Source organism: Wohlfahrtiimonas sp. G9077, assembly GCF_002252155.1.
In the GTDB taxonomy this organism is placed as follows: domain Bacteria; phylum Pseudomonadota; class Gammaproteobacteria; order Cardiobacteriales; family Wohlfahrtiimonadaceae; genus Wohlfahrtiimonas.
This window is the reverse complement of record NZ_NEFD01000001.1, coordinates 627,154-641,276: the sequence shown is the minus strand read 5'-3', so window position 1 is coordinate 641,276 and position 14,123 is coordinate 627,154. Positions and strand designations below refer to the sequence as shown.

The following is a 14,123-nucleotide window of genomic DNA, read 5'->3' as shown; positions in this document are numbered from 1 at the left end:
TATTTAAACATTGTTTAGTTTAAATTAAATAGTGTTCAAAATAACAATGCATAGGAAATGGATTATGGCGCATCTTTTACCCCACAGTTTTCATATGATCATCGCACTTTTTGCTTTATTGAGTGTGGCGAGCATCATCGTTTGGCTTAAATGCCAACGTCAAAAAGGGCAGCACAATGAGCTGGCCATGCGCACGCAATCATGGTGGTGGATGATCATCATTGTGGTGGGCGCGTTGTACCTTGGGCAAAAAGCCATCACGATCCTTTTTGCATTGATGAGCTTTCTCGCTCTCAAAGAGTTCTTTTCCATTACGCCAATGCGTGCGGTGGATCGTCGTTTGGTGTTTTGGGCATATTTAGCCATCCCATTGCAATACTATTTTGCGTATGTGCAGTGGTATGGCATGTTCATTATTTTAATTCCAGTCTACTTATTTTTACTGTTGCCGATGCGCTCAGTTTTGATTGGGGAAACAGATGGCTTTATTAAAGCAAATGCCACCATTCAATGGAGCTTGATGCTATGCGTGTTTGCCTTTAGTCACATTGCTTATTTAGCAAATTTAGATCGCGTCCATCCAGCGGCGGGCTTTGCAGGCTTAATTTTATATCTGCTTTTCATCACGCAGTTCAATGATGTGAGCCAATATGTGTGCGGTAAACTCTGGGGGCGCCATAAAATCATCCCGAAAGTGAGCCCAAATAAAACATGGGAAGGATTCATTGGCGGACTCATAGTGACGACATTATTGGCCACATGTTTAGCGCCTTATTTAACCATTTTGACATGGCAGCAGGGATTGATGGCAGGGATTGTATTAGCCATTTCTGGTTTTATTGGTGATGTCGTACTTTCATCCGTTAAACGTGATTTAGGCATCAAAGACAGCGGCGCATTGATTCCGGGGCACGGTGGCATTTTAGATCGCATTGACAGCTTAATGTACACAGCACCGCTCTTTTTCCATTACTTTTATTTCGTAACGAAGGGGGCAATATGAAGCGCCTGATTAAAGTGCTCTTTTTTGCATTGCTTGTCAAACCCTTGGTGTTGATTGGATTAGGGTTAAACATTGTTAAACGTAGCCCTTTGCCTAAAGAAGGAGCAGCCATATTAGCGGCAAATCACACGAGCCATTTAGACACCTTGGTGTTGATGAGTTTATATCCACTCAGTCAAATTCATCGCGTGCGCCCCGTTGCGGCGGCGGATTATTTCTTGCGTAATCGTTGGATTCGTTGGTTTGCCATCCATTGCATTGACATTATTCCGATGGATCGCTCTGAAAAAGGCAGCGCGCAAAGCTTTAAAAATGTATTGAGTGCACTTGAGCACGGCGAGATCATCATTTTATTTCCAGAAGGCACACGTGCTTTAACAGAGGATCGCGACTTTAAATTAAAACGCGGCATTCATTGTTTGGTTAAAAAGATGCCTGATGTGACGGTGCATCCTGTGATTCTGCGCGGTTTAAGTAAAGCATTGCCAAAGGGAGAAGCGCTGTTTGTGCCTTTTAATTGTGATGTGATTCTTGGCGAGCCATTAATGTATCATGATGATGCGGCTCAATATTTAGCAGCGCTTTCGCAAACCTATCAAACCCTCTTGACGCATTGTGTGACGAAATAAATCTAGACATAGCATGTTGCATGTCAGTATCATAATTGTAGGTCAATTATTGCAAGTTTTTTGATGCTCATCAATGAATCAACTCATTGAGATCAAATTGGATTTGCAAAAATCAAAAAAATGTTGCTGAACTTTTGATTGACGACCTGATGAAAATCAGATATCAATTAAGCATACATAAACAATCGGAGGGGAGTATGTTTTCAATGAAGAAGGTTGCGATGGCAACCATGTGTGGATTATTGTTAGCGGCGTGTTCAGATGATGTCAAATCACCTGAAGCAAATACAGGCACTTCTGAGATAGCTAAAGCGAGTGATCCGAACCGTTTAGAGACGCGTTTTGTGACGATTGCCTCAGGTGGTGCATCGGGTCCATACAACATTATCGCTACAACACTTGGTGAAGTGTACGCAGATCAATTTAAAGCGAATTCTAAAACTCAAACCACGGGCGCTTCAGTTGAGAACATTAACCTCATCGATCAAGGCAAAGCGGAAATGGCATTTGTGATGAGCGATGCATTGAGCAATGCGGTCAATGGTGAAGCACCATTCCAAAAGAAATTTGACAGTGTCCAACAAATTGCTGTGTTGTATCCAAACTTTGTGCAAGTGGTGGCCTCACAAAAATCTGGCATTAAAAATTTATCAGATTTAAAAGGTAAACGTGTGGCTGTTGGTGATCAAAACTCAGGCGTTGAGGTGAATGCGCGCTCCTTAATCAATGGCCACGGCATGACGTATAACGACATGAAAGTGGATTATTTAGGCTTTGCAGAAGCGGCCGATGCATTAAGAACCGGGCGCGTGGATGCGGCTTTCTTCACAAGTGGCTTGCCAAACGCAGCATTGATGGAATTGGCACAAGGCTTTGATTTGCAATTGGTCACCATTGATCCTGAAATGGTGAAAACCATTGCTGCCGACCAACCCTATTTTATGCCGATGGAAATTCCGGCCAATACCTATGGCAATGCAGAAGCTGTACCAACTGCGGTGATCATGAATGCGTTAGTGGTGAACAAAAAGCTCAGCAATGATGATGTGTATAAATTAACCAAAGCATTTTTTGACAACTTAGAACACTTACAAAATTCACATCAAGCTGTGAAGGATGTCTCTTTAGAAAAAGCTCAACAAGGCATGGTGGCACCGATTCATCCGGGTGCCCAAAAGTTCTATGATGAGCAAGCGCAAAAACAGTAAAGCAATGGTGGTAGGCTTAGTGGCAGTCATGCTGCTAAGCCTCTCCTTTTATCCCTTTTTCACGCGTGTGCGGGTGCTTTCAGGCAATGTGCAATGTCAATTGCCGGGGCAATCTTTCACATTGTCATGGATACACTCGGTGGAACGTGCATTGTGGCGAGAATCGTATCAAGTGAAAAATGGGGCATTGCATCTGTATCGATCACAATTTAAAACCTTTGGGGCAGGCACGCCGTACAATGAAGCAAGCACACTGAGCGATGGCTTTGTGGAAACCGCGCCAAATGTACAGCTGCCAGTGCTTTATTGGATGATTTCACGCAATGTGGCATCCACCATTGACGCCGATCAAAAGGTGTGGCCCATTCATCAGGATTTTGATGATTACACAGAAATCATCCTCACCACGACACAACACAACATTTGGACATTATTAAAGGAAAATTCTTGCCATGACCTCTTCAGCATCTCAAATAGATGATGGCCAGCGCATTTTAGAAAAGTTTGATCGCGAGTCGTTAGTACGCAATCCCGCGAGCAAAAATATACGCACATTCATCGCGCTCTTAGCGTTGACTTACTCGCTTTTTCACTTGGTCACCACTTATTATCCCATTCCGCAGCTATTGTATCGCGCGGCGCACGTGGCCATTGGTTTGGCATTGATCTTTTTGATCTATCCTTCATATCCTTCACAAAATCGCACCAAAATCCCATTGTATGATTGGGTATTGGCCGCAGCATCGCTCTCATCCTTTGCCTATTTGTGGGTGGAATATGATGCCATCATGAATACGCGCGGTGGCATTCCGAATACCTTAGACATCGCCTTTGGCATGATGACGGTGGCATTGGTGATTGATGGTGCGCGCCGCGTCATGGGTTGGATCTTACCCATTTTGGCGCTCGTGTTTTTACTCTATCCTTTCATCAGTCATTATGATTTTATGCCGGATCGCTTATTGACGCGCTCTTATGATTTAGGCGACATCTTTGGGCAAATGTATTTGAAGATGGAAGGTTTATACTCAACGGCAATTGGTGCATCGGTGTCGTTTATCTTCTTATTCATTTTATTTGGCGCATTTTTAGCCAAATCCGGCATGGGCCAGCTCTTTAATGATTTAGCGTTAGCGATTGCAGGGCACAAGCAAGGCGGGCCGGCGAAAGTTGCCGTCATTTCAAGTGGCTTTATGGGCAGCATCAACGGCTCGGCCGTAGGGAATGTTGTGGGCACAGGCGTTTTTACCATTCCGATGATGAAGCGCGTTGGTTACAATGCAAACTTTGCCGGCGCGGTGGAGGCGAGTGCTTCTGTGGGTGGACAAATTTTACCACCGATTATGGGGGCAAGTGCCTTCATCATGGCAGAAACCACGGGCGTTAAATACAGCACGATTGCCTTAGCCGCATTTTTCCCAGCATTGTTGTACTATTTAGGCGTGATTGCCCAAGTGCATTTTAGAGCAGGGCGCGATAACTTAAAAGGCATTCCAAAGGCAGATTTACCGCGCGTGAAAGAAGTTTTACTGGCGCGTGGCCATTTGTTGATTCCCATTTTTGCGCTGGTCTATTTTTTATCAGAATCTGTGCCCATTAACTTTGCGGCGTTTTACACGATTGTGATCAGCATCATTGTCAGTCAGTTCAGACCTGAAACCCGCATGAGCCCGAAAGATGTGGTCGATGCCATGATCACAGGCGCAAAGCAATCTTTACCTGTGATGGCAGCTTGTGCGGTGGTGGGCATCATTATCGGGACAGTGAGTTTAACAGGCTTTGCCAGCGTGATGATCTCGATGATCACAAGCATCGGTAAAGATTCCCTCTTTTTAACCCTATTTTTAACGATGTTGGCCTCGATGGTTTTAGGTATGGGTTTACCATCGATTCCGGCGTACATCATCACGGCTACGATGGCCGCGCCAGCCATTGCGGGCATGGGCGTACCTGTATTGGTGGCACATTTATTTGTGTTCTATTTTGGTCTGTTTGCCAACATCACACCGCCGGTTGCACTTGCATCCTTTGCCGGTGCTGGCATTGCAGGCGGTGATCCGATGAAAACAGGTTGGCAATCACTTAAATTGGCCTTAGCAGGTTTCATTGTACCGTTTATGTTTGTCTATAATCCTGCGATGCTCTACATTGACACCACAGGTTTAACGAGCATGAATGTGACAGAATTCCCGGCGCCGCCAATTTTATCGATTTTGCTGATTTCCATCACGTCGATTGTGGGCGTCATCAGTTTAAGTGCAGCAGTGGAAGGCTATTTTAAAGCAGCCATGAATCCAATCGAGCGCATTGTATTGGCCATCGGTGCATTGATGTTGATTGTGCCAGAGACGTATACAGACATCGCGGGTATGTTCGTTGTGGCGGCGATTGTGGTGCTCAATTATCGAAAAATGCAGCGCTTAACGCCGGCATAATTCAGCGAGATGCCAAAGGTCAATATCAATATTAGATATTGACCTTTTTATTTGTTACGATGACAAAAAGCCCGATAATGTATTACCCTTAATACAGTTATCACCTGTAGACAACTGAACAACAACGAACAAGGGAGATCAATCCATGGAATTTATTTTAGTGGCAGGCGCGATTGTTTTTTATGTATTATCCGCCATCTTTTTAAAACAAGAACAAGTACGTAAACTTTGGTTGTCCATCTTTTTGCTCACCAATGTGGTCACCTTTGGCATCATTGTTTTCATGCATTTTGGGCAAGAAGACTTTATGGCGAATGCCAAAACCATGTGGCAACTTTATCTCATCTACTTTAACATCGCGGTGATGCTCGCAGTGGCGGTGATCAACTGCTGGATGTTCCGCTCTGTAGTGTGGAAAGTGTTGCGCGGCAAACCGGTTGTGTTAGAGACCGATGAAGAAATCGCCGATCAAATCGCTGAAAAAGTGGTGGAAAAAGAGCACAAAAAGTAATCATTTGATCATCTCAGAGATGCTGCGCCATGCCTTGAGGGTTGCCAAAATACCATCAGGGCTTGCCATAAATGTGGCGTTGCCGGTCATCTCAAACACCTGCTGCTTTTGTAGAGCAGGCACAGTTTCTAGTGCTCGCCAAGCCGGCGAAATGCGTTCAATCATGATGGTGTGGGCAGGATCATAATCCGTGCCCACATCACCTTTCATCAATACGATTAAATCAGGATTGAGCGTTAAGACACTTTCTGTAGACAGCATGGGCGCATTGAGTGCACCTTGATAAGCATTTTGCCAACCAAGCGCAGTCATCAGCTCTTGATGAAAGCTCGGACCCACCGCTTGCGTTGGCAGTACATTTTGCGCTTGACCTTGATAGGTATAAAAAATCAATGTGCGGTGCGCTGAACTTTTGTATTCAGCAAGCGCTTGATCCAACTCGTTGACTTTCTGCTCAGCAGCTGTATGGATGCCGCAAATGTTGCCGATGGCCAACGTGGAAGCGTGCACATCTTTTAACCCACGAAAGGATAAATGCTCTGTGGGCAATTGTAATGCGGCAAGCTTTAAGGATTGCGGGCTGTCATCAGAGAGCTCAGAAAAAACAATGGAGGGCGATAGACGCAAAATGGCTTCGTAATTTGGATCCAGCGTCCCGCCAATGTCGGCAATCGGCTGATCCTTTGGCAGTAAATCATAGCGCGTGCCGCCCACGATATTTTTTGCTAAACCAAGGGATAACAATGTATCTGTAATGGTGGGCGAGAGGGAAACAATACGCGCGCAGCGCTCACTCACATCAGCATATGTGATGTTAAGACTAAGCACCAATACACCAAAGGATCGCCAATGTTTCATTAGAATGCCACTTTCACGCCAATATTACCGTTGATGCGTTTTTGGCCATATCCCCAAACGCTGTAATATTGTTTGTCCAATAAGTTATTCACGCGGCCATAAACGCTGACAGTGTCATTGATTTGATAATCTGCGGCAAGATTCACCATCCAATAGGCTTTTAAATTGCGTTGCTGTACGCTCCAAGCAGGATTGTTAAAATTACTGGTGGCGCTGCCATGATATTTTGCTTCTGCAAATAAATTCATGCGCTCTGAAGGTTTAAAATTAACATGCATACCCGCCATGTGTTTAGGCACTCGTAAGGCTTTTTGATCTGATGTGTGTCCATTGACCGTAGTATAATCGCGAGCATGTGTATATGTATAGTTGAGCCCAAATGCCCATTGATCATTGAGTGCTGTATTTGCTGAGAATTCAACCCCTTTTGTTTTTGTATAATCTCGGTTTAAGTATGTGCTTTTATACGTAACAGGATTGCTGACCCATGTGATGCGTTGATTAATTTTTTGTTGGAAATAGGTCAATTCAAGGCTGGTATTTTGCCATGGTGTCACAACGATGCCTGCATCAAAGCCTTTGCTTTTTTCTGCTTTTAAGTGTTGATTGCCACTTTCAGTATCATATAATTGAAATAATGTGGGTGCTTTAAAGCCCGTGCCATAACTGCCTTTGAGGGCTAAATAATCATTCACATTAAAGCGAGAGGTGAAGCGATACGTGAGTTTATCCCCAAATTTTGAGTGATCTTCATAGCGGATGCCTACGGTATTAAAAAATCGATCTGCAAAGTTTAAGTGTTGATCCACATAGATGCTTTTTTGTGTGATGTGGCGTTTGGGGAAATCACCATAAGGGGAAGTGCTACTCATGGATTCTTTGGTGAAATTTGCCCCTAATAATGTTTGGAAGTTCGGGATAAATGCCAATGTATTTTGCCATGTGATGCTCTGTTTGGTGCTTTTAAAGCTGCTTTGGGCATGTTGCGTAAATGGCATATTGTGGTAATCACGCTTTGTTTGGCTGGCATCATAAATCAATGAGCTTAGCCATTGCTCATTAAAATTGATGGTATTGATGGCAAATCGACCTAAATAACGTTCGGATTTTTGATAATAATCTAAATTATCTTGATTAGCACCTGCGCCATTGTCTAGATCTGTTTTGCTGCGATCATAACGGAGCATGACATCAAAATTGAGAAAATCCGTGGGCGCATAATTGACATAACCTGAAAGATTACGATTTTTATAGTGGTCGCGTTCTGAGTTACCCGGGAGCTTAGCATCGGCTGCAGAAATACCATGCTCTTGCTCTAAACCTGCGGCAAAGGCATAGCTCAATGTATCGGTCATGCCTTGCGTTTGTATGGTTGTTTTCACATGTTCATAACTGCCACCTTCTAATGTGATTGTGGTGCGTTGTGGTCCACCTTTTTGAGTGAACACTTGAATCACGCCTGCCATGGCATTTGAGCCATATAACGTACTTTGTGGGCCTTTTAATACTTCGATGCGATCAATATTTAGAGTGTTTAAGCTGCTAAAGTCAAAGCCGCCTGCAGGTGTGGAGAGATCATTAATAATGACGCCATCAATCATCACCAACATGTTTTGGCTGCCAAGTCCGCGTAGGAAGACGTTAGATTCACCATTGGCAGAAGTGGTCGAAACATTGATGCCTGGCAATGTGGCCAATGCATCGCTCACGCGCTGATATTGACCGCGTTCTAATTGCGCTTTTGTGATGACATTGATGCTAGAACCTACGGTATCTAATGCTTGATCCGCACGATTGGCGGTAAAGACGATGGTGTCATTTTCAGAAGATACATTGATGGCATCGTCTGCAAAAGCAATGGGAGCAAGTAGCGTGGCGCTTAAGGCTGCATACAATTGTTGGGTTTTCATGATGAATGGTGATCCTACTTAGATGGGCGGATAAAAACCTATCAGCATAGTTATTTTTTATCCTTTATCAAGATGAAGATGAAAAAAGGTGCACCAAATAGTGCGGTGATGACGCCAACGGGCAGTTCAGCCGGGGCAAAGAGCACGCGCGCCATCCAGTCGCTGATGACCAAAAGTGCACCGCCAAGGCATAATGTGGCGCTCCATAGATAACGATGATCAGTGCCGATTAACTGGCGGGCGATGTGGGGCACCACCAAGCCCACAAAGCCAATCGGTCCACTGATGGCAATCATCATGCCCATCATCAAACTCACCAAAATAAAGAGCGGAATGAAGACATATTTAGGCTCAACGCCTCGGGTTTTTGCGATGATGTGGCCGGCACTTAAGACATTTAAACGCGGGCTCAGTAGGGCAATGATGAGGGTGCTGATGAGCATCATGAAAGCCAACGGGATGATTTCCGTGAAGGTGACATGGCTAATGGCGCCCATCATCCATTGCATTAAGCGGTAACTGTCCTGCGGACGACCAATGGTTTGCATCACCATGACAATGCTGCTGCAAAAGAAGCTGAAAATGACGCCCACCAAAACAAGGCGCGTGACTGATTCAAGGGCATGGCGATTGAGCAGATAAATGGCAAAGGTGATCACCATGGCGCCCATAAAGGCAAATAGGGAAAGGCCGGAAAATACAGTCAGTGATAGGCTCAAGCCCAAATGGATATAAATGGCCGCCCCTAAAGCACCGCCACTTGCAATGCCAAGGGTAAAAGGCTCGGCTAAGGGATTGCGTAAAATGGCCTGAAACACCAAGCCCGATAAAGCAAGCATTGCCCCCATTAACCATGCCGTCAAAACACGTGGTACACGTAATTGCCAAAAGATTTGGGCGTGGCCTGCATCGCCATCAAAGAGCAGACAAGGCGAGAGATTTTCCACCCCTAAAAAAGGGAAAACGCAGAGCGTTGCGAGGCTGATGATCACCAAAAGGCATAAATAGATGCGGCGCTTTACCAAAAGATCACTCCTTGTTCGCTCATCGCTTCCACAAATGGGCGATCATAGAGCTTTTCTAAATTGTGTCGATGGATCACATCTTTGACTGCGCCCATAAAACACAAGTGTCCGGCCTTTAGAGCCAAGCAATGTGTAAAATAATGGGCCACTTCATTGACATCATGAGTCACAGAGATGATGGTTTTGTCTAAAGTATGAGCAATCTCTGTCAATAATGTCAGAATGTCATGGGCTTGTTTGGGGTCTAAAAAATTGGTGGGTTCATCGAGTAAAATGAGCGGCGTTTCTTGGCAAAGGCTTGCGGCAATCATGGCGCGCTGACGCTCACCGCCACTTAAACGATTGAACGGCGTATTCGCAAAATGCGTCAGATTTGTGCGTGCAAGCATAGTATGGATGAGGGATTGCTCTTGATCCGTTAAAGAAAAACCAAGGGATTGATGGGGCATGCGCCCATAACTGCACCAATCAAACACGGTAACCGCAAGGTCAGGCTGCATTTGCGGCACATAGCTGATGAGTTGAGCGAGTGCTTTGCGGGAGAGTTGATCAATGTTCTGCCCAAAACATGTCAAGGATTGATGCGTACTTGGAATGAGTTTTAAGAGGGCTTGCAGCAGTGTGCTTTTCCCCGCGCCATTTGGGCCAATGATGGCCAGTCGGCTGCCTTGTGGCACCGTAAAGGAGAGATGATCTAAACGCAAGGTGTGATGAGAGCGAACGGATAATTGATCCACAGATAACGCAAGCATGATTAACGCAGCCTAAATTCAATGGGTTGATCAAAATGGCTCGACGCCGCTTTGCCGCCTTTGATGGCAGGCTTGACCTTTAAATCTGTAATGGCATCGAGCGCACAGCGATCTAAACGGGAAAAACCTGAGGATTGCACCACTTTTTTGTTCACAAGCGCTCCTTTTTCATTGACAAAAATACGCACAACCACGCGACCTTGCTCGCCGCGGCGCCGAGAAATTAAGGGGTAGCAGCGGTCAATATTGCGATCAATACTGGCATGACTGTTGCCATTGATAAAGCCCGCAGGACCATTTTGTAAGCTTTGTCCATTGCCATGAGAAGGTGTTTTGATGGGATTGCTTGTTGCGTTACTTTTTTGATGAATAGCAGGCTCTGAGGGCGATTTGGGCGATGGGGTGGGTTTGACGATTTTCGGCGGTGCAATGATGGGCGGCGCTTCTGGCTCGATGGCAAGGAGGGCAGTATGATCGATGGCTTTTGGGAAAAACCAATCACTGTCAATCGTCATGATAATGTAAGGCTCAGCATTCGTTTGAGTGCTTGAGGTTTGAGGTTCAGATGAATGGATGGCCTGCGCCATTGCAGAATGATCTTGCTGCAATTGATGATTTTCATGCTGAAAAAAAAGTGCCGCAATGGCAGCATGTAAACCGATCACCACAATCGGCGCGATCCAGACAATCGAGCGTTCAATCATGGTGCCTTGGTAGAATCAGTAAAAGCAATACGGTGAGCATAAGAAAGATCAGGGCTGCATAGCTTGGATAGGTCAATGTATCAATGTGGTGGGGCAGCGTTGCGAGCGCGGCATCAATGTCTTTGGCAGAAAAATTCTTAGCAAAGCGGCGCATGGCAAATAAGCCCTGATCAAGTGGCACATTGAGGGCTTGCCAAAATTGAATCCCATAAATGGTGAGATACGTTAAACTCGACAATAGCAACAGAGGCGGCAAGGCAATGACAGCGCGCAGCCTAAAGGAGTAGGGCAGCGCCCGAATGCGTAAGCCCACAATCCCATAAAAGCCCATCACAATGCTGATCACAATTAAAAGTGGCCAAATGCGATGGTGGTAGAGGCTCAAAGCACTGTAAAACACATTAAATTGTGTGTGAAATTTGAGCCCTAATGCTTGCATTAAAATCAACAGCGCCAATCCTGCCCATAGCACAAGGCCAGCGAGTGCGATGAAAGTTTGTCGGCGCGTGATCATCTTATTTAACCTGCCATTTGAGGGTTTGTTTTGCGCCCAATGGAATGAGACGATCATTCTCTAAATAAGGATAAGATTCCGGTGGCGTCCAATTTTCACGCACTAAAGTGATGGTATCAGTATTGCGCGGCAAACCATAGAAATCTGCGCCATAGTGACTGGCAAAGGCTTCGAGTTTATCCAACGCATTCATCATTTCAAAGGCTTCTGCGTAGTGAGACATCGCGGTCAGTGCGGAATAGCAACCCGCGCAGCCGCAGCAGCTCTCTTTGGCGCTTTGGGCATGCGGCGCGCTGTCCGTGCCTAAGAAGAATTTAGGATTGCCGCTGGTGGCTGCTTTGATCAGCGCTTGGCGATGGGTTTCGCGCTTTAAAATGGGCAAACAATAAAGATGCGGTTTGATGCCGCCAGAAAGCAGGGTATTGCGGTTAAATAGCAAATGCTGTGGCGTTAAGGTTGCGGCGATGTTGGCATTGGTGCTTTCTACAAATTCTACGGCATCTTTTGTGGTGATGTGTTCCATCACAATGCGTAAATCAGGAATGGCAGCATGTAATGGCTTGAGTTCTTGCTCAATGAAAATGGCTTCACGGTCAAAAATGTCAATGTTCGGGTCGCTTGCTTCGCCATGCACTAAAAGGGGTAAACCCACTTTGGCCATGGTTTCAAAGACAGGATATAAGTTGCTTAAGGAAGAGACGCCCGCGCTTGAATTGGTGGTGACGCCCGCAGGATATAATTTAATGGCATGGACAATGCCTGAGGCTTTGGCGGCTTCCACAATGCTTGGCGTGGTTTCAGGCGTTAAATATAGCGTCATCAACGGTTCAAAAGGAACGCCCTCAGGCACATTCGCTAAAATGCGATCGCGGTATGCTTTAGCATCGTCCGCAGTTTTAATGGGTGGATTGGTGTTCGGCATCACCACAACGCGTCGAAAGCTTTGAGCCGCATGCGCAACGGTTGTTTTCAGTGCATCATGATCACGCAGATGAATGTGCCAGTCATCAGGAAATGTAATAGTGAGTTGATTTGTCATGAAAAATCCTTCTATTCGGGTGGAAGTCGTAAATTTTGTAAAAGCTTTTTTTAAAAAAGCCTTTGCATACTATACTATGCCTTCTCTAGGATAGGAATGCACATAGGAGGGCATATGAGAGAGCTCTATATTAATGGCAAACAAGCAAGCCTTTGGCAGAAAGTTTTGATCGCGTTGGGTTCAATTGGCTTTTTGTTGTTGATTATTCCTTTAGGCTTGGGTATTTTAGCTGTCGGCGCGGTGCTTGCGGTGATTTTTTATGTCTATTTGTACTTCAAAGTCCGCAAGATCAAAAAAGTGATGCAAGCGGCACAGGCTGCCCAAGCACAACAGGCACAACATATGTATGAAAATATGCGCCCAAAAGCAGAACCAACAAAACGCAACATCATTGATGGTGAGTATAAAGAGTTGTAATGAGCGTAAAATTGCATCAAAAATGCATTTAAATCTTTTATTTTTTTATAAATTGTGGTTTGATACGCCACTATTTAAGACATATGTATGGAGATATTTAAATGAATAATAATCCAACCGTTTTTAAGAACTTTAAGCCTTACGAATTAGCAGATGGCGAAGAGTACATGAATGATCGCCAAAAAGAACATTTTCGTCAGATTTTAAATGGTTGGCGTGCTCAATTGATGCAGGAAAGTGAAAAAACTGTGAACAACATGCAACAAGATGGTGCCACAATTTTGTCTGATCCCAATGATCGTGCAAGCCAAGAGGAGGAATTCTCTTTAGAATTGCGCACGCGTGACCGTGAAAGAAAATTGCTCGCGAAAATTGAGAAAACATTGCACAAATTGTCCATTGATGATTATGGCTATTGTGAAACCTGTGGAATTGAGATTGGAATCAAACGCTTAGAAGCTAGACCAACGGCTGAATTGTGTATTGATTGCAAAGAAATCGCAGAACAAAAAGAGAAATCTGGTGTGATTTAAAAAAAATTTAAAAAATTTTCAAAAAAAAGTTGACACCCTGAAAATTTTTGATATTATGCAACACCTCAGTTAGACAAACTAACTTCAAAACGGAATGTCCCCATCGTCTAGAGGCCTAGGACACTGCCCTTTCACGGCGGCAACCGGGGTTCGAATCCCCGTGGGGACGCCAACTTGATTCATGAGTTGGCTAGGTTTTGAAGTAAACTGCACCAGTTAAATCTGGGGCTATAGCTCAGCTGGTAGAGCGCTTGCATGGCATGCAAGAGGTCGACGGTTCGAAACCGTCTAGCTCCACCAATACGATGTCCCCATCGTCTAGAGGCCTAGGACACTGCCCTTTCACGGCGGCAACCGGGGTTCGAATCCCCGTGGGGACGCCAACTTTAAGAAGTCTTTAAAGTTGTCGTATTACACATAGCAACTGAAGCGATTCAGTTAAAGCTCTCCTTGGTAGAGTACTCGTTGCTAGCGAGAGATGACTAGACATCTATTAACCAAAATCTGTCCCCATCGTCTAGAGGCCTAGGACACTGCCCTTTCACGGCGGCAACCGGGGTTCGAATCCCCGTGGGGACGCCATCT

At 45.1% G+C, this 14,123-nt stretch carries 15 protein-coding genes and 4 tRNA genes; 12 read left to right on the top strand and 7 right to left on the bottom strand.

Translation table 11 applies throughout. The annotated features are described in order from the left end of the window. Positions 1-64 precede the first annotated feature (64 nt). The 6 genes from B9T20_RS03085 to B9T20_RS03060 all read left to right on the top strand — a co-directional run bounded on the left by B9T20_RS03085 (position 65) and on the right by B9T20_RS03060 (position 5,786). The gene (locus B9T20_RS03085; protein ID WP_094489760.1) at positions 65-1,003 is read left to right on the top strand and encodes a phosphatidate cytidylyltransferase; all 939 of its coding nucleotides are present in this window, start codon (positions 65-67) and stop codon (positions 1,001-1,003) included. Then, the gene (locus tag B9T20_RS03080) at positions 1,000-1,632 is read left to right on the top strand and encodes a 1-acyl-sn-glycerol-3-phosphate acyltransferase (protein ID WP_094489759.1); all 633 of its coding nucleotides are present in this window, start codon (positions 1,000-1,002) and stop codon (positions 1,630-1,632) included. The genes B9T20_RS03085 and B9T20_RS03080 overlap by 4 nt, the downstream gene beginning before the upstream one ends. Before the next feature lie 206 nt (positions 1,633-1,838). After that, positions 1,839-2,840 (top strand): TAXI family TRAP transporter solute-binding subunit, encoded by a 1,002-nt coding sequence (locus tag B9T20_RS03075; RefSeq protein ID WP_369907433.1) that lies wholly within the window; start codon positions 1,839-1,841, stop codon positions 2,838-2,840. Next, positions 2,818-3,321 (top strand): DUF1850 domain-containing protein, encoded by a 504-nt coding sequence (locus B9T20_RS03070; RefSeq protein ID WP_233491519.1) that lies wholly within the window; start codon positions 2,818-2,820, stop codon positions 3,319-3,321. The genes B9T20_RS03075 and B9T20_RS03070 overlap by 23 nt, the downstream gene beginning before the upstream one ends. Continuing rightward, on the top strand, positions 3,293-5,275 hold the full coding sequence (locus tag B9T20_RS03065) for a TRAP transporter permease (RefSeq protein WP_094489756.1): 1,983 nt from the start codon (positions 3,293-3,295) through the stop codon (positions 5,273-5,275). Before B9T20_RS03070 ends, B9T20_RS03065 begins: the two co-directional genes overlap by 29 nt. 145 nt (positions 5,276-5,420) lie before the next feature. Next, positions 5,421-5,786 carry a hypothetical protein gene (locus B9T20_RS03060; RefSeq protein ID WP_094489755.1) on the top strand — a complete coding sequence of 122 codons (366 nt, stop codon included), beginning with the start codon at positions 5,421-5,423 and terminating at the stop codon, positions 5,784-5,786. Here the strand turns inward: B9T20_RS03060 and B9T20_RS03055 are convergent, their stop codons facing one another. Genes B9T20_RS03055 through pyrC form a run of 7 tightly spaced genes read right to left on the bottom strand, consistent with a single transcriptional unit; the run spans position 5,787 to position 12,588 of the window. Further along, on the bottom strand, positions 5,787-6,644 hold the full coding sequence (locus B9T20_RS03055) for an ABC transporter substrate-binding protein (protein WP_094489754.1): 858 nt from the start codon (positions 6,642-6,644) through the stop codon (positions 5,787-5,789). Next, positions 6,644-8,554: a TonB-dependent siderophore receptor gene (locus B9T20_RS03050; RefSeq protein ID WP_094489753.1), complete on the bottom strand. Its 1,911-nt coding sequence runs from the start codon at positions 8,552-8,554 to the stop codon at positions 6,644-6,646. The genes B9T20_RS03055 and B9T20_RS03050 overlap by 1 nt, the downstream gene beginning before the upstream one ends. Positions 8,555-8,604: 50 nt before the next feature. Then, positions 8,605-9,579, bottom strand: a complete 975-nt coding sequence (locus B9T20_RS03045) for an iron ABC transporter permease (protein ID WP_094489752.1) — start codon at positions 9,577-9,579, stop codon at positions 8,605-8,607. Next, a complete protein-coding gene (locus tag B9T20_RS03040; RefSeq protein ID WP_094489751.1) occupies positions 9,573-10,331 on the bottom strand; it encodes an ABC transporter ATP-binding protein in 759 nt (252 codons plus the stop codon). Before B9T20_RS03040 ends, B9T20_RS03045 begins: the two co-directional genes overlap by 7 nt. Positions 10,332-10,333: 2 nt before the next feature. Beyond that, on the bottom strand, positions 10,334-11,035 hold the full coding sequence (locus B9T20_RS03035; RefSeq protein ID WP_094489750.1) for an energy transducer TonB: 702 nt from the start codon (positions 11,033-11,035) through the stop codon (positions 10,334-10,336). Next, entirely contained in the window at positions 11,028-11,549 is a 522-nt protein-coding gene (locus B9T20_RS03030; protein WP_094489749.1) for a hypothetical protein, read from the bottom strand. The genes B9T20_RS03035 and B9T20_RS03030 overlap by 8 nt, the downstream gene beginning before the upstream one ends. A gap of 1 nt (position 11,550) precedes the next feature. Beyond that, positions 11,551-12,588 (bottom strand): dihydroorotase, encoded by a 1,038-nt coding sequence (gene pyrC / locus B9T20_RS03025; protein ID WP_094489748.1) that lies wholly within the window; start codon positions 12,586-12,588, stop codon positions 11,551-11,553. Between the two features lie 114 nt (positions 12,589-12,702). On the opposite strand from pyrC, the gene B9T20_RS03020 reads away from it, so the two are divergent. From B9T20_RS03020 to B9T20_RS02995, 6 genes are all read left to right on the top strand, one after another. Then, positions 12,703-13,005 carry a hypothetical protein gene (locus B9T20_RS03020; protein WP_094489747.1) on the top strand — a complete coding sequence of 101 codons (303 nt, stop codon included), beginning with the start codon at positions 12,703-12,705 and terminating at the stop codon, positions 13,003-13,005. Positions 13,006-13,106: 101 nt separating this feature from the next. After that, positions 13,107-13,538 (top strand): RNA polymerase-binding protein DksA, encoded by a 432-nt coding sequence (gene dksA / locus B9T20_RS03015; RefSeq protein WP_008314120.1) that lies wholly within the window; start codon positions 13,107-13,109, stop codon positions 13,536-13,538. A gap of 96 nt (positions 13,539-13,634) precedes the next feature. Beyond that, a tRNA-Glu gene (locus B9T20_RS03010) sits at positions 13,635-13,710 on the top strand. 52 nt (positions 13,711-13,762) lie between these two features. Beyond that, positions 13,763-13,838: transfer RNA gene (locus B9T20_RS03005), tRNA-Ala, on the top strand. Between the two features lie 7 nt (positions 13,839-13,845). Then, positions 13,846-13,921 (top strand) — tRNA-Glu (locus B9T20_RS03000). A 123-nt stretch (positions 13,922-14,044) separates the two neighbouring features. Continuing rightward, positions 14,045-14,120, top strand: a tRNA-Glu gene (locus B9T20_RS02995). The last annotated feature ends 3 nt before the right edge of the window (positions 14,121-14,123 follow it).

What these genes read in the sequence shown, in the direction of transcription:
- B9T20_RS03080 (WP_094489759.1), top strand. Translation starts at nt 1,000, where the DNA reads ATGAAGCGCCTGATTAAAGTGCTCTTTTTTGCATTGCTTGTCAAACCC.
- B9T20_RS03060 (WP_094489755.1), top strand. Translation starts at nt 5,421, where the DNA reads ATGGAATTTATTTTAGTGGCAGGCGCGATTGTTTTTTATGTATTATCC.
- B9T20_RS03085 (WP_094489760.1), top strand. Translation starts at nt 65, where the DNA reads ATGGCGCATCTTTTACCCCACAGTTTTCATATGATCATCGCACTTTTT.
- B9T20_RS03040 (WP_094489751.1), bottom strand. Translation starts at nt 10,331, where the DNA reads ATGCTTGCGTTATCTGTGGATCAATTATCCGTTCGCTCTCATCACACC.
- B9T20_RS03075 (WP_369907433.1), top strand. Translation starts at nt 1,839, where the DNA reads ATGAAGAAGGTTGCGATGGCAACCATGTGTGGATTATTGTTAGCGGCG.
- B9T20_RS03050 (WP_094489753.1), bottom strand. Translation starts at nt 8,554, where the DNA reads ATGAAAACCCAACAATTGTATGCAGCCTTAAGCGCCACGCTACTTGCT.
- dksA (WP_008314120.1), top strand. Translation starts at nt 13,107, where the DNA reads ATGAATAATAATCCAACCGTTTTTAAGAACTTTAAGCCTTACGAATTA.
- B9T20_RS03035 (WP_094489750.1), bottom strand. Translation starts at nt 11,035, where the DNA reads ATGATTGAACGCTCGATTGTCTGGATCGCGCCGATTGTGGTGATCGGT.
- B9T20_RS03055 (WP_094489754.1), bottom strand. Translation starts at nt 6,644, where the DNA reads ATGAAACATTGGCGATCCTTTGGTGTATTGGTGCTTAGTCTTAACATC.
- B9T20_RS03070 (WP_233491519.1), top strand. Translation starts at nt 2,818, where the DNA reads ATGAGCAAGCGCAAAAACAGTAAAGCAATGGTGGTAGGCTTAGTGGCA.
- B9T20_RS03030 (WP_094489749.1), bottom strand. Translation starts at nt 11,549, where the DNA reads ATGATCACGCGCCGACAAACTTTCATCGCACTCGCTGGCCTTGTGCTA.
- pyrC (WP_094489748.1), bottom strand. Translation starts at nt 12,588, where the DNA reads ATGACAAATCAACTCACTATTACATTTCCTGATGACTGGCACATTCAT.
- B9T20_RS03020 (WP_094489747.1), top strand. Translation starts at nt 12,703, where the DNA reads ATGAGAGAGCTCTATATTAATGGCAAACAAGCAAGCCTTTGGCAGAAA.
- B9T20_RS03065 (WP_094489756.1), top strand. Translation starts at nt 3,293, where the DNA reads ATGACCTCTTCAGCATCTCAAATAGATGATGGCCAGCGCATTTTAGAA.